At 64.2% G+C, this 13,989-nt stretch carries 11 protein-coding genes and 1 pseudogene; 11 read left to right on the top strand and 1 reads right to left on the bottom strand.

Features of this window, described 5'->3' with window-relative positions; all coding sequences use genetic code 11:
- Positions 1-26 precede the first annotated feature (26 nt).
- The 6 genes and pseudogenes from BFD71_RS00085 to BFD71_RS40225 all read left to right on the top strand — a co-directional run.
- The gene (locus BFD71_RS00085; RefSeq protein ID WP_069261273.1) at positions 27-1,049 is read left to right on the top strand and encodes a sugar ABC transporter substrate-binding protein; all 1,023 of its coding nucleotides are present in this window, start codon (positions 27-29) and stop codon (positions 1,047-1,049) included.
- Positions 1,046-2,659, top strand: a complete 1,614-nt coding sequence (locus BFD71_RS00090; RefSeq protein ID WP_069261274.1) for a sugar ABC transporter ATP-binding protein — start codon at positions 1,046-1,048, stop codon at positions 2,657-2,659. The genes BFD71_RS00085 and BFD71_RS00090 overlap by 4 nt, the downstream gene beginning before the upstream one ends.
- Positions 2,656-3,684 carry an ABC transporter permease gene (locus BFD71_RS00095; protein WP_069261275.1) on the top strand — a complete coding sequence of 343 codons (1,029 nt, stop codon included), beginning with the start codon at positions 2,656-2,658 and terminating at the stop codon, positions 3,682-3,684. The genes BFD71_RS00090 and BFD71_RS00095 overlap by 4 nt, the downstream gene beginning before the upstream one ends.
- The gene (locus BFD71_RS00100) at positions 3,677-4,636 is read left to right on the top strand and encodes an ABC transporter permease (protein ID WP_069261276.1); all 960 of its coding nucleotides are present in this window, start codon (positions 3,677-3,679) and stop codon (positions 4,634-4,636) included. The genes BFD71_RS00095 and BFD71_RS00100 overlap by 8 nt, the downstream gene beginning before the upstream one ends.
- Before the next feature lie 165 nt (positions 4,637-4,801).
- Entirely contained in the window at positions 4,802-6,520 is a 1,719-nt protein-coding gene (locus BFD71_RS00105; RefSeq protein ID WP_083244965.1) for an ABC transporter substrate-binding protein, read from the top strand.
- Positions 6,521-6,621: 101 nt separating this feature from the next.
- Positions 6,622-6,825, top strand: a pseudogene (locus BFD71_RS40225) (molybdopterin-dependent oxidoreductase); the annotation flags it as partial.
- A 146-nt stretch (positions 6,826-6,971) separates the two neighbouring features.
- Here the strand turns inward: BFD71_RS40225 and BFD71_RS00115 are convergent.
- A complete protein-coding gene (locus tag BFD71_RS00115; protein ID WP_256094432.1) occupies positions 6,972-7,322 on the bottom strand; it encodes a winged helix-turn-helix transcriptional regulator in 351 nt (116 codons plus the stop codon).
- A gap of 139 nt (positions 7,323-7,461) precedes the next feature.
- On the opposite strand from BFD71_RS00115, the gene BFD71_RS00120 reads away from it, so the two are divergent.
- The 5 genes from BFD71_RS00120 to BFD71_RS00140 all read left to right on the top strand — a co-directional run bounded on the left by BFD71_RS00120 (position 7,462) and on the right by BFD71_RS00140 (position 13,984).
- Positions 7,462-8,409, top strand: a complete 948-nt coding sequence (locus BFD71_RS00120; protein WP_069261279.1) for an NmrA/HSCARG family protein — start codon at positions 7,462-7,464, stop codon at positions 8,407-8,409.
- Between the two features lie 321 nt (positions 8,410-8,730).
- Complete coding sequence (locus tag BFD71_RS00125; protein ID WP_069261280.1) at positions 8,731-9,618, top strand: TauD/TfdA dioxygenase family protein; 888 nt, start codon at positions 8,731-8,733, stop codon at positions 9,616-9,618.
- Positions 9,615-10,991, top strand: a complete 1,377-nt coding sequence (locus BFD71_RS00130) for an LLM class flavin-dependent oxidoreductase (RefSeq protein WP_256094433.1) — start codon at positions 9,615-9,617, stop codon at positions 10,989-10,991. The genes BFD71_RS00125 and BFD71_RS00130 overlap by 4 nt, the downstream gene beginning before the upstream one ends.
- A gap of 29 nt (positions 10,992-11,020) precedes the next feature.
- The gene (locus BFD71_RS00135) at positions 11,021-12,253 is read left to right on the top strand and encodes an SfnB family sulfur acquisition oxidoreductase (protein WP_069261281.1); all 1,233 of its coding nucleotides are present in this window, start codon (positions 11,021-11,023) and stop codon (positions 12,251-12,253) included.
- A gap of 78 nt (positions 12,254-12,331) precedes the next feature.
- Positions 12,332-13,984 (top strand): ABC transporter substrate-binding protein, encoded by a 1,653-nt coding sequence (locus BFD71_RS00140; protein ID WP_069261282.1) that lies wholly within the window; start codon positions 12,332-12,334, stop codon positions 13,982-13,984.
- The last annotated feature ends 5 nt before the right edge of the window (positions 13,985-13,989 follow it).

Consider the following 13,989-nt stretch of genomic DNA (forward strand, 5'->3'; position numbering starts at 1 on the left):
TTCACCCGCTTCGACTCCACGACGACATGAAAAAAATCCATAGCAAACTGAGGCAGTTTCTTCCGGCACTCGTCACGCTTTCTCTTCTGGGGGCCGGTATCGGCGCACACGCGCAGGACGCGGCCGACAAGGACGTGCCGTCGCTGAAAGGCAAGCGGATCGGCATTACGGCAGCCGGCACGGATCACTACTGGGACCTGAAGGCCTATCAAGGTGCGGTCGACGAAGTCAAACGGCTGGGCGGTACGCCGATCGCACTCGATGCGGGCCGCAACGACAATCGGCAGATCGCGCAGATCCAGACACTGATCGCGCAGAAGCCCGACGCGATCGTCGAACAACTGGGCACGGCGAGCGTGCTGGAGCCTTGGTTGCAGAAAATCCGCCAAGCAGGCATCCCGCTCTTCACAATCGATACGGCCTCGCCGTCCAGCCTGAACGACACCACGTCGGATAATTTCTTCATCGGCGAACAGTTGGCGCTGAAACTCGTCAACGACATTCACGGCGAAGGCAACATTCTCGTGTTCAACGGTTTTTATGGCGTACCGGTGTGCGCAATCCGTTATGACCAGTTGAAAGCCGTGCTGAAGTACTACCCGAAGGTGCACATCATCCAGCCCGAACTGCGCGATGTGATTCCGAACACCGTACAAAGCGCGTACGCGCAGATCAGCCAGTTGCTGACCAAATATCCGAAGGGGCAGATCGCCGCGATCTGGGCCGCGTGGGACGTGCCGCAAGTCGGCGCGACGCAGGCTATCGACGCCGCGCACCGCACGGAAATCAAAACCTATGCGGTAGACGGCAGCCCGGACGTAGTCAACCTCGTCAAGGACCCGAATTCGAGCGCGGCCGCCGTGGTCGCGCAGCAACCCGCGCTGATCGGCAAAACCGCGGTCGACAACGTTGCGCGCTATCTCGCCGGCGAGAAGAATCTGGCGCCATACACCTACGTGCCGTCGATCCTTGTCACGAAAGATAACGCCGGCGCCATTCAGCAGACGCTCGGGCAAACGGTACCGAACGGCAGCATCGCATCGAAATGACGCAGTACATTCCCGCGCTCGCGCTGCGTGACGTCGTCAAGCAGTTCAACGGTGTGCCCGCGCTGCGCGCCGCATCGCTGGAAGTGCGGCGCGGCACCGTGCATGGCCTGATCGGTCAGAACGGCGCGGGAAAATCGACGCTGATCAAGATACTCGCCGGTATTCACCATGCCGACGACGGGACCATCGCGGTGGACGGCGTGGACCGGGGTCCGAACGGAAGCGCGTCACGTGAGCCGCTATCGCAGATCGGTTTCATTCATCAGGAACGGCTACTGCCCGCCACCTTCACGGTCGCCGAAGCCTTGCTAAGCGGCAACGAGCCGATTCTCGGCACGCGCCGCACGCGCTTCGATCGGCGCAGTTCTCCTCTGGGCATACTCGACGTCCGGCGCATGCAGCGTGAGGCGCGCGAAGCGGTCGCAACGCATTTCGGCATCGATCTCGCGCCCAACCGTCTGATCGCCGAGTTGAGCGTGGCCGAACAGCAGATCGTGCAGATCACCCGTGCGTTGATGCGCGAGCCGCGCATTCTGGTGTTCGACGAACCGACTGCCGCGCTCGTCAATCGCGAAGTCGAGCGTCTGCTTCAGACGATCGATCGCCTGCGGCAGCGCGGCCTGACAATCCTGTATGTGTCTCATCATCTGAACGAAATCGCGGCGATCTGCGATCGGGTCACGGTCTTGCGCGACGGCAAGGACGTCGCGCACGTCGACGCTCGCACAACCCCGACCGAAGCGTTGGTCAGCGCGATGATCGGCACCGACGCGACGCCCCGCACAGCGCGTGCGCCGCGAACCGCAAGCGCCCCGCTTCTGTCGGTGCACGAGCTCCACGCGGACAAGCGCTTCGAGCAGATTTCGTTCGAACTCGGGCGCGGCGAGATCGTCGGCGTGACCGGGCTGCTGGGCTCGGGCGGCAAGCAACTGGTGCGCAGCCTGTTCGGACTCGAACGCGAGGTTCGCGGCGCGATCACACTCGACGGCAAGCCCGTGCGACTGCGCCGCCCCGCCGACGCGGTGCGCGCCGGCATCGCCTTCGTGCCCGAAGATCGTCGCGCGCATGGTGTCGCGCCGTCGCTGAGCGTGCGCGAAAACCTCACGCTGTCGAGCCTCGCGCGTTTCAGCCGCTTCGGATTGCTGGCGCGACGCGACGAGCGCCAGGCCGTGCGGCAGGCGATCGACGCGTTCAGCATCCGCGCACCCGGCCCGGAAGCGCCGGTGCGTCATCTGTCGGGCGGCAATCAGCAGAAGGTCGCATTAGGCAAATGGCTGATTCGCGGCGCCGGACCGGGGTCGAGAATCTATCTGCTCGACGAACCCACTGTGGGCGTCGATATCGGTGCAAAGACCGAGATCTACCGGATGCTCGAGCGGCTCGCCAACGACGGCGCGGCCGTGCTGCTGTTTTCGAGCGACCTGATCGAACTGCTGGAAGTGACCGATCGCGTGCTGGTCATGACGCGAGGGCGCATCGTCAAGGAATTGATCTCGCGCGAAACCTCGAGTCAGGAGGTGCTTGCATGGGCCACTGGCGCTCGCACCGGATCCAACGGGGAGGCGACAGCCGAGCCGAGCCGCGCGCAGCGTACGGAGCGCGCCGCATGAGCAAGGTACTTGACGATACACGGGAGCGCCCACGCGTTGCGTTGCCGTCCGGATGGTTCGGCGCGCAGTTCTGGCTGCGCGGCTGCGCCGTGCTGGCGTTTGCGCTGGTGGCCGCGGTCTTCGCCGCGAGTTCTCCGCTATTCCTGAGCATAGCGAATCTGGCGAACGTATTGCAGCAATCGGTCGTGGTAGGCATTCTCGGCTTTGGGCTGACCGCCGTTCTGATCGGCGGCGGCGCGGATCCGATCAAGGGCGGACTCGATCTGTCGATCGCGGCGAACATGGGCTGGTGCGCGGCGGTCTATGCCGTGAGTTTGCGCGACGGTCTGCCGGAAGGCGCCGCGCTGGTTCTGACGCTCGCCGCAGGTGCCGCGATCGGCGCGTTGAACGCATTCGCGGTGATCGCGCTGGGCATCTTCCCGTTGCTCGCCACGTTGACGACGATGAATATCGCCGCAGGCCTCGAACTGGTGCTGACGCAGAATACGTCTGTCCCGGTCGCCTCGCCGCTGATGACGTTCCTGCTGGATAGCGGCCCGTTCGACGTGCCGCATCTCGCGTATGCGCTCATAGGCGTCGCCGTGCTGTTCACGCTGCTGATCCACTACACCGCATTCGGCTTGCGCCTGCGCGCGACCGGCGCGCATCGCGACGCCGCGCGCGCCGCGGGAATCCGCACAGACCGGTATGTTGCTTCGAGCTATGTGGTCAGCGGTCTCTCGGCCGCGCTGGCGGCCCTTGCATCCTCTGCGCTGCTGAGCGGAAGTTCGCCAGGCGCGGGCGAGAATCTGCTGGCGGTCATCGCGGCGGCACTATTGGGCGTCGTATTCTCACGGCGGCTCGTGCCGACCATTCCGGGCACCTTGCTTGCCGTGCTGTTTGTCGGCCTCGTCAACAATGGCTTCCAGCTCGACAATCTGTCGAGTTATTGGGTCAACGGTGTCGAGGGCGCGCTGATCCTGTTCGTCGTCGCCACCACCGCTGTGATGCGCCGACGCCACACCGGGAACCATGCAAATGACTAACCGGATCGCCCGGGTGCAGCGCTACGCGTTGATCGTCGCACTCTTCGCCGTGTTTGCATTTTTCTCGGCGGTCGCGCCCGGCTTCGCGCGCGCCGACAATCTGGCGAACGTGCTCCTAAACAACTTCGCGTTGCTCGCGATCGCGTCGCTGGGGATGACGCTGGCGTTGTCAATCGGTGCGATCGATCTATCGTTGGGCACGTCGATCGACGTTGCGAGCCTCGCGTTCGTGCTGCTCAGCGCGCATCAGACGGCGCTGCCGCTCGCCATACTGGGCGGATTCGTGGCAGCGCTGGCGGTCGGCGCGCTCAACAGCGTGTTGATCGCCGGCTTCGGCATCGCGCCGTTTCTCGCCACGCTTGGCACGCTGTTCATCGGACAAACCGTGCAGCAGTTGGCGACCGACGGCGGACAGCCAGTCTATTTGCTCAATGTCCCGCTGTCGGCGCTGTTCAGCGAGCTGGCACACGGCGCAATCGCCGGAATTCCTGTGCCGCTGTGGCTGGTCGCGATACTGGCTGGCGCGGTTCACGTGGCCTCGGCGCGCTCGGTGTTTGGACGGCAGGCCGCCGCGTTGGGCGCACAACCGGGCGTCGCACGCTACTCGGGGCTGCCCGTCGGCGCGATCGTGTCGTGGACGCTGATTGCCAGCGCGTTAATCTATGGCGTGGTCGGCGTGTTGCTGTCGTCGACGGTCAAGGCGTACGTCCCGCAGGCGGGCAATGGTTATCTGCTGAACGCGATCGGCGCAACCTTCATCGGCACCACGCTGTCGTCGAGCCGACGGCCAGGCGTGACCGGCACGCTGCTCGGCGTTCTGCTGATCAGCCTCGTGGCCAATGGCCTGTTGCTGATTGGCTGGAATTTCTATTGGCAGCAGGTCGCAACCGGCGTGCTGATCTTCGCCGTGCTGGCGCTGAGCTTCGCACCGCGCGGAGAGCAGCTGGCGTGATTGTTCTGGGGCTCGCCCCCCGTCAACGAGGTGTGACGTCGCAACACTCCCAGCACAACCATATGCATGTAATCGCTTTCATCATAAGCATCCGATGATCGAATGGTTCACCTCACAATTGAGGCGTGCCTACACTAAATCGCCCCAATTACCGAGTGGTTCGTCATGCGCCGCAAAGCAGGAAAACCCACTTCCGCACCGCCATCCAAACATGCACTCGCGTCGTCGAATGGCCATCACGCTCTGAAACGCCGCGCCTTCCTCCAGGGACTCGGGGCCGCCGCCGGCGCCACCGTACTGGCGTCAGCAATTGGCACGCCATCCGCCGCGTACGCGCAGCAAGTCGGCGGCAAACCATCCGGATCACCTGCGCCCAGGCGCGGCGGCCGCGTGACGCTGCTGGTCAATCCGGAACCGAACGTGCTGGTCAACTTCGCGACGACGGCAGGCGCGGAGGACAAGGCGAGTCCCAAGATAACGGATGGTCTGCTCGCTTACGACTTCGACGTGCAACCTCAACCGCAACTGGCGACGAAGTGGGAAATCAGCAGCGATGGCCTGCAATACACGTTTCATCTTCGTGAGAACGTGCGATGGCACGATGGCAAGCCGTTCACCTCGCAGGATGTCGCGCAGTCCATCAAGCTCCTGCAGACGTATCACCCGCGTGGCCGCGCCACCTTCGCGAACGTATCGGGTGTCGATACGCCGGATGCTCATACCGCCGTGCTGAGACTCTCCCGCCCTGCGCCCTATCTGCTCTATGCGCTGGCTGCGTCCGAGTCGCCGATCGTTCCGGCTCACCTCTATGCCGAGGGCGATCCGCTTAATAATCCTAACAATACGAAGCCAATCGGCACCGGGCCGTATTTGTTCAAGGAGTGGGTGCGCGGCAGTCATGTCCGTCTGGTGCGCAACCCCGACTACTGGGATGCACCGAAGCCGTATGTCGATGAACTCTGGTTGACGTTCATCCCGGATGCCGCCGCACGCGCTGCCGCGCTCGAAACCGGAGAGCTCGATCTTGCCGGCGAAAACCCCGTGCCGTTGACGGACATCGCCAGGCTCACGAAGGAGCCGCATCTGCAACTCGAAACGCGCGGCTACAGCTACGATGCCGCATTGACTCAACTGGTTTTCAACCTCGACAACCCGTATCTGAAAGATGTACGCATCCGCCACGCCATCGGTCATGCCATTGATCGCCAGGCGATCCTGCGATCCGTCTTCTATGGTTACGGCGTGCCCTCGCCGGCGGCGATCAGCCCTTTGCTGAGCCAGTTCTACGACCCCGCCGTAAAGTCCTATCCATACGATCCGGCACTCGCGGAGAAGCTGCTGGATGACGCGGGCTATCGGCGCAAGGGAGAGGGGCAGTCATTCCGTTTCCCGTTGACAATCGACTACAACCCGTACGATCCGTCGTTTCAGCTACTCGCACAGTTTCTCAGGCAATCGCTCAGACGTGTCGGTATCGACGCAACGGTTCGCTCGCAAGACTTCCCGACTTATGTAAAACGTGTGTTCACGGATCGTGCGTTCGATATCGACGCAAACTTCATGGGCAACACCTTCGACCCGACTGTGGGTGTCCAGCGCATCTACTGGTCGAAGAATTTCAAGCCCGGCGTGCCCTTCTCCAATGCCAGCCATTACGAGAACGCGGACGCGGACAGGCTTCTGGAAGCGGCCGCGGTGGCGGTCGACCGGAACAAGCGTATCGAGATCTTCAAGGAGTTTCAGTTGAAGGTGGCGGATGATCTGCCGGTCTACAACCTCATCACACTCAAGCAGGTCACGCTCTACAACAAGCGGGTGCATGGACACACGGTCACGGCGGACGGACTCTGCGGCAATCTGGCCGGGCTCTATGTAGACGCCTGATCGAGTGCGCAGCCCTCTCAATCCTGCGGCGCGAACAGCGATCGGCGAATCGGTCAAAGGTTGTCAGGTCACGGCGTTCGAATGTGGCGCACGTAATCCCCCATGCCGGCGTGCCCGCCATCGATCCCGACCAGCATCGCCTCGTCGTGCATGGCCTCGTGCGCGAGCCACGACTCTTCACGATGGACCGCCTCGTGCGCTTCCCGTCCGAGTCGCGCGTGCACTTTCTCGAATGCTCGGGCAACACCGGCAACGAATGGAACGGCCCCAGCGGGCTGCCCGTCCAGTTCACGCACGGCCTGCTATACATGCCCAACCGCGACGGCTTCGTGCCCGATCCGCGCCCCGGCGCGCTGTGATGCCTCGCGCCGTCCCGATCGAGACAGCGCCCTCACGGTCGATTCATTGCGGCCCGGGCATCCGAGGTGAAACCTGCGATGACGCTTCGCATCTACTGCGTCGAAAAACCTCCTTCCCCCTGAACCGGGCCTTGCGCCGCAGAAAAAGCTTGCCGCGCGGCCTCGACCGCGTGCCGATGCTGCTCTGCCCATTCCAGAATCGCGCGCAGATGTGGTTCGAGCGAGCGCCCCAGTTGCGAGATTTCGTAGGTCACGGCCACCGGAGCGGTACTGACGACCGTCCGCTTGATGAAGCCGTTAAATTCCAGGCGGCGCAGGCATTGCGTCAGCGACTTCTGCGTAATGCCTTCGTTCGCCCTGCGCAGCGCGTTGAATCGCATCGGGCCACTGCAGAGGCAATCGAGAACCAGCAGCGACCACTTGCTCGTGATCTCTTCAAGCACGAAGCGATTCAGTTCGAGGTCTTCATGGGATGACGCGGACATGGGATCCTCCGGGGTACCTGGTAGCGTTCAGGTGCGTAATTGCATTCAGGTTTCAAATCTATACCATGAATCACCTCTGATAACGAGGAGAGTGAACATGTCAGTCAATCCGGAAACCGGCGGCCCGGTCTCCAGGAACCCCGTGCTCGTGTTTGGCGCAACGGGACAACAGGGAGGAGCGGTCGCCTCTGCGCTCAGGGCGAATGGATGGGCAGTCAGGGCATTCGTCCGCGATCCTGCCAGCGCCAGAGCGAAGTCGCTGGCTTCGCTAGGCGCGGATATGGCGGTGGGCGACCTGGCGGACAGCGCGTCGATCCGACGCGCGATGAAAGACATTTATGGCGTCTTCAGCGTGCAGCCAAGCTCAGGGCAAGGCGCAGTGTACGGGGTGTCCGACGAGGAGGAAATCTGCTACGGCAAGGCCATTGCGGACATTGCGCTGGAATCGGGTGTCGAGCACCTGGTTTATACGTCGGTCAATGCGGCCGGCGAAGAAAAGACCGGAATGGGTCATTTCGACAGCAAATCGGAGATAGAAGCGCACATCCGTCGTCTTGATCTGAACAGCACAATTGTGCGTCCCGCCGGATTCATGGAGATGCTGATGCTGCCGGGCATGGGTCTAGACAAGGACATCTTCACGTTCTTCCTTCGCGAGGAGCAACGCGGACAGATCATTGCCGTGCAAGACATCGGCAAGATCGTCGCCACGATATTCTATGCGCCGGAACGCTACGTTGGACGGACCATCGAAATCGCGGGCGACGAACTCACCGCCGCGCGCCTGCGGGAAAGCCTTAGCCGCGCCGCAGGCACGCCGATCGCCTATCACCGCTTTGCGGACATTCTGCTGGAACAGGACCCGTTCCTTGGCCGACTGGCGAGCCTGATTGACGAAGATCGGCTCACCGGCCACGCGGATATCCGGGCACTCGACCGCGAATTCGGTCCGCTTCTTCGCTTCGACGAATGGCTGGCCGGCCCCGGCAAGCCGCTTCTTGAGGACGCGCGTCGCGCAAACGACGCGCCGATCGCGCTTCGCTGACAGTTCCCGAAGGCGCATCCGCGATGCGCCTTCTCGCCACCACGGCTTCTTCAATATGGTTGCACGAGCAACCACAAAATATATATCGAAGCCCCTCCTTTACGTTCGTGCAGATCGGCGTAAAAACATCCATATCAACACGCCTGCGTCGTCGCATCGCGCAATATCGACGAATACACCAATAAGCCATAAGCGCGCTCCTGTTCGTTCTTTATTTATACAAAAAAATAATTTCCAGTTCCGATTCGCGCGAACTTACACTCGACTTTCTCCAATTACGTCGTATACCTAATCAACAAACGACGCGCCAATTCCATCGATATGACAGACATCTCGACCAACGGGTCACGGGCGGACGCCTTCACGATCGCTCCGCTCGATGCACCGCTCGGCGCGCAAGTGAACGGCTTCGACGGGGCAAGTGCCGTGAGCGCGGCGCAGATCCTTGCGCTCAAGCAGGCGCTGCGCGACCATCACATTCTCATCTTCAAGAACCAGCAACTCGATGACACGGCCTTCAGACGGCTCGCGTCGTGGTTCGGCTCCGTCTACGTGCCGCCCCGCGATGCGCCCGTGCTCGGCTCGCATGACGACGGCACCGTCCCGGACATCGTGCTCGTCTCGAATGTCGACGACGGCGTGCTCGGCAACATCGAGCTACCCGCACATTCTGATCACCACTGGACGCCGCAACCTTCGTCGGGCTCGCTGCTCTATGCGCTCGAAGTGCCGGAGAACGGCGGCGACACGACCTGGTACAACCTCGCGGCGGCGTACGACGCGTTGCCCGCCGATCTTCGCTCGCAAATCAACTGCCTGCGGCTCATCACGTACAACCCGTTCCTTCGGCGCAAACACCCGCTGCCGGAAGGCATTCCGCTTTATCGGCATCCCGGCATCGAGCCGCTGCGTCCGTTCATCGATCACCCGCTCGTGCGTACGCACCCTGAAAGCGGCCGCCGCCTGATCTATCTGGGCGCGCGCACCGAAGTCGAGCTTGTCGACTACGAGCCGGGCGCAGGCGCGCAACTCATCGAGGCCTTGCGGGCCCATATCCTCTCGCCGCGATTCGCCTACCGGCACCGCTGGAGCGTTGGCGATATCGTGTTCTGGGACAACCAGGCCACCCTGCACGGCCGCGACGATTTCGACTCCGGCGAACGGCGCGTCCTCAAGCGCATCAGCCTTGCGGGGAGCCGTCCGTTTTGAGCAGCCCGGCTGAACCGCGTCACCTGCTGTTGAACGCGTTCGACATGAACGCGCCGGGTCATCTATCGCACGGACTCTGGACGCATCCCGACGACACCGCCCTGCGCTACACCGACGCCGCGTACTGGCTGCAACTTGCGCGCGTGCTCGAACAAGGCATGTTCGACGGGCTCTTTCTCGCGGATGCGCTCGGCGTGTACGACGTCTACGGCGGTGGCCCGGAGGCCGCGCTCGCACACGCCATTCAAACACCCGTGAACGATCCGGTTCCCGTCGTGAGTATGATGGCGGCCGTCACCGAGCATCTCTCGTTCGGCCTCACCGCGCAAACGGGAGTCGAGCCGCCCTATCTGCTGGCGCGGCGTTTCTCGACACTCGATCATCTGAGCCGCGGCCGCATTGGCTGGAACATCGTGACCGGCTTTCTCGACAGCGCGGCGCGCGCAAGCGGCGCCGGCGGGACAATCGGTCATGACGAGCGCTATGAACGCGCTGACGACTACCTGGCAGGCCTCTACCGGCTCTGGGAAACCAGTTGGGCCGACGACGCCGTGCTGCGCGATCGCGCCACCGGCCGCTTCGCCGATCCCGCGAAGATTCGCACCATCCGGCACGACGGCCCCTGGCATCCGTTCGAGGCCATCCATCTGAGCGAACCGTCACCTCAGCGCTCGCCCGTGCTGTATCAGGCTGGCGCGTCGGCGCGCGGCATGGACTTCGCCGTGCGCCACGCCGAGTGCATCTTCCTGCCCAATCACGGCCTCGACGCGACGGCCGCTCATGCGCGCGCGCTTGAGGCGCACCTGATGCGCCACGGACGCTCGCGCGAGGACGTGCGGCTTTTCACGAGCGTCGTCGTCGTGGTTGCGCAAACGCGCAGCGAGGCGCTCGAGCGCTACGCGTCCTACCGCCGCCACGCGCAGCCGCTGGCCGCACTCGTGCAGCTTGCGAGCGCGACCGGTATCGACTTTTCGCGCTACGGACTCGACGAACCCATTACCGCCGCCGCCGGCAACGGCATTCAATCGGCCGTTGCCGGTCTGTCACGCGCGGGCGAGCCCGTGACCGTGCGCGGCCTGCTTGCGCAAGCGCCGCTGGGCGGCCGCTTCGAGCCCATCGTGGGCGATCCGGCCGAGGTCGCGAACCGGCTGATCGATTTCGCGGATCGCGCCGGCATCGACGGATTCAATCTGGTGCGCACCGTCACGCCACAATGCTTTGCGGACATCGCACGGCTCGTGATTCCGGAACTGCAAACGCGCGGCCGCTTCAAGACAGCCTATGCGCCCGGCACGTACCGCGAAAAACTGTTTGGGCAAGGTCGCACGCGGCTGCCTGCCAATCATCCGGGCCGCGCGCACAGCGACGCCTGACGGTACGCTCATCTCGACATGGACTTCCTGTGACCACCGAAACGATTACCCGGCACGGCATCGCTGCGCACGCAACCGATGTCACCGTCATCGCCGGCGATACCGCCGCGCTCGAAGCGGCCCGGTGCTTTGCCGACTCGATCGCCGGCAGCGCGGCGGATCGCGACCGCGAGCGCGCGTTGCCGCACGAAGAAATCGAAGCCTTCGCGCGCACCGGCCTGTGGGGGATCACCGTGCCGCGCAGCCACGGCGGCGCGGCCGTCTCGCATGTCACGCTCGCCGAGGTGCTCGCCGTCGTGTCCGAAGCCGATCCCGCCATCGGACAGATCCCGCAAAATCACTATTGTCTCGTCGACGCGGTGCGCCTCATCGGCAACGATGCGCAGCAGGCGCTGTTCTTTCGCGAGGCCCTGGCCGGCAGGCGTTTCGGCAACGCCGTGTCCGAAACGGGCACCGCCAATTCGAAAACCATGCACACCCGCCTCGTGCGCAGCGGCGGCGCATGGCGCCTGAACGGGCGCAAGGCTTACTCCACAGGCGCGCTCTTCGCGCACTGGGTGCCTGTTGCCGCCGTCGACGACGAGGGCCATCAATGGCTCGCCTATGTGCCCAGGAACAGCCCGGGCCTGCAGGTGATCGACGACTGGGACGGCTTCGGCCAGCGCACGACGGCCAGCGGCACGGTACTTCTCGATGACGTTCACGTGGACGCGCTGCACGTGTTGCCGCGCGACCGTCTTTTTTCGCCCCCCACGATCCACGGGCCGTTCGCGCAGTTGCTGCATGCGGCCATCGATCTGGGCATCGCGCGCGCCGCGCTGCGAGACCTGCGCTTCTGGCTGCGCAACAAGGCGCGTCCGTGGGCCGATAGCGGCGCCGTACACGCGAGCGAAGATCCGCTCACGCTCAACAAGGTCGGCGCGCTGATCGTGCGCCTGCACGCGGCCGAAGGCCTGCTCACGCGCGCGGGCCAAGCCCTCGACGCCGCGCGCGACGCGCCGGCGGGCGAAGCCGCCGCCGTCTCCGCGGCCTCCATCGCCGTGGCCGAGGCCAAGATCATGACCACCGAACTCGCACTCGACGCATCGACCACCTTGATCGAGTTCGGCGGCAGTCAATCGACATTGCGCAGCTACGCGCTCGACCGGCACTGGCGCAACGCGCGCACGCATACCGTGCATGATCCGGTGCGCTGGAAATACAACGTCGTCGGCGCGCACTGGCTCAACGGCACCGAGCCCGCACGCCACGCTTCGGTCTGAGGTATCCACCGCATCACCTGCACGCTTCGCACGCGCCACGCGCGTGAAGCCCCTTCAAACGACGACAGCAAGACGAACATGACAACGCTCACCAGACGCCGCTTCCTGATCGGCACGGGCCTCGCCGCGGGCGCAGGATTCACCGGGCTCGCCGCCGCGCCCGCCAGCGCCGTGCCCACGTCCGTGCCCGCGCCGCAGCGCCGTGAAATTGTCCGCGTGCTCGCCGAGGGCATCGGCAATTCGCTCGACCCGCACGGCGACGGCGTTTCCCGCGAATCGCTCGGGCTTTTCACGAACATCTATGACCGCCTCGTCAGCTTCGATCGCAGATTGCTCGACTCCGCGAGCGCGCGCAAGCACGACGCCTGGCGCTACGACTACGACCACCTGAAGGGCGAACTGGCCGAATCGTTCCAGTCGACGCAAGACGGCCGCAGCCTCACGTTTCATTTGCGGCGTGACGCGACCTTCCACGATGGCCGCCCCGTCACCGCCGACGACGTCAAATGGTCGCTCGACCGCGCGGTGAGCCTGCCCGCGTCGAAGCGCCAGCTTGCAACCGGCTCGCTCACCGATCCCGCGCAGTTCGTCGTGGTCAACCCCCACACGCTGCGCATCGATCTGCCGCACGCAGACCGCTACGCGTTGCCCAACCTCGCGCTGACCTTCGCTTCGGTGCTGAACGCGACGGAGGTGAAGTCGCATGCCGAGACCGCCGATCCGTGGGGAACCAACTGGCTGCGCAGTCATCCGGCGGGCGGCGGTGCGTACCGGCTGGCCGCGTGGCAGAGTCAGCAGCAGGTCGCCTACGAGCGCTTCGACGGCTGGCGCAGCGGCGATTTGCCGTTCGTCCGGCGCGCCATCGTCCAGGCCGTACCCAGCGCTTCGAACCGGCTCGCCGCGCTGCAGCGTGGCGACGCGGACATCGTGCTGCAACTGCCCCCGCGTGAATTCGCCTCCCTGGAAGGGAAAGCCGGCGTCGCGGCACTGTCGATTCCGGTCACCAACACGTTCCGCTTCGTCGCGTTCAATACCCGGCTGGCCCCGTTCGACTCGGTAAAGGTGCGTCAGGCCATCGCCTACGCGCTGCCCTATGAATCGCTGTTCGACGGCGTCAATCACGGCAAGGGCGCACCGCTGTTCGGCGCGGCGGCGGGTACAGCGCCGTCGGCCGCGTGGCCGCAGCGCTACCCTTACGCGACGAATGTCGAACGCGCACGCGCGTTGCTCAAGGAAGCGGGCCACCCCGACGGCTTCCAGACCACGCTGAGCTACAACGCGACGGACGCCGCCATTGCCGAACCCGCTGCGCTGCTAATCCAGGACGCACTGAAGGCGATCGGCGTGCAGGTGGCGCTCGACAAATCGTCGGGCGCGCAATGGGGCGAGTTGCAAACCGACAAGCGGCTCGGTTTCTTCATCGATTCGTCGTCGGCCTGGTTCAACGCCCCCGACTACTACTACCGGATCTTCTTCGAAGGCGACTGGCGCTGGAACTTCGGATCGTTCGACAGCCCTGCGCTCGTGCGCCTCACCGACGCCGCGCGATGGGAAAGCGACACGAGCCGCTACGATCAGTTGATGCGCGACGCCGCGAAGCTTGTTACCGAACAGGTACCGCTGATACCGCTGTGGCAGCCCGCATTCGACGTCGCCACGCGCGACGACCTGCGCGGCTTCACCTACTACATCCACGGCCAGGTGGATTTCCGAACGCTCTCGCGCGCGTAGCGCCG

Source organism: Paraburkholderia nodosa, assembly GCF_001718195.1.
Classification (GTDB): domain Bacteria; phylum Pseudomonadota; class Gammaproteobacteria; order Burkholderiales; family Burkholderiaceae; genus Paraburkholderia; species Paraburkholderia nodosa_A.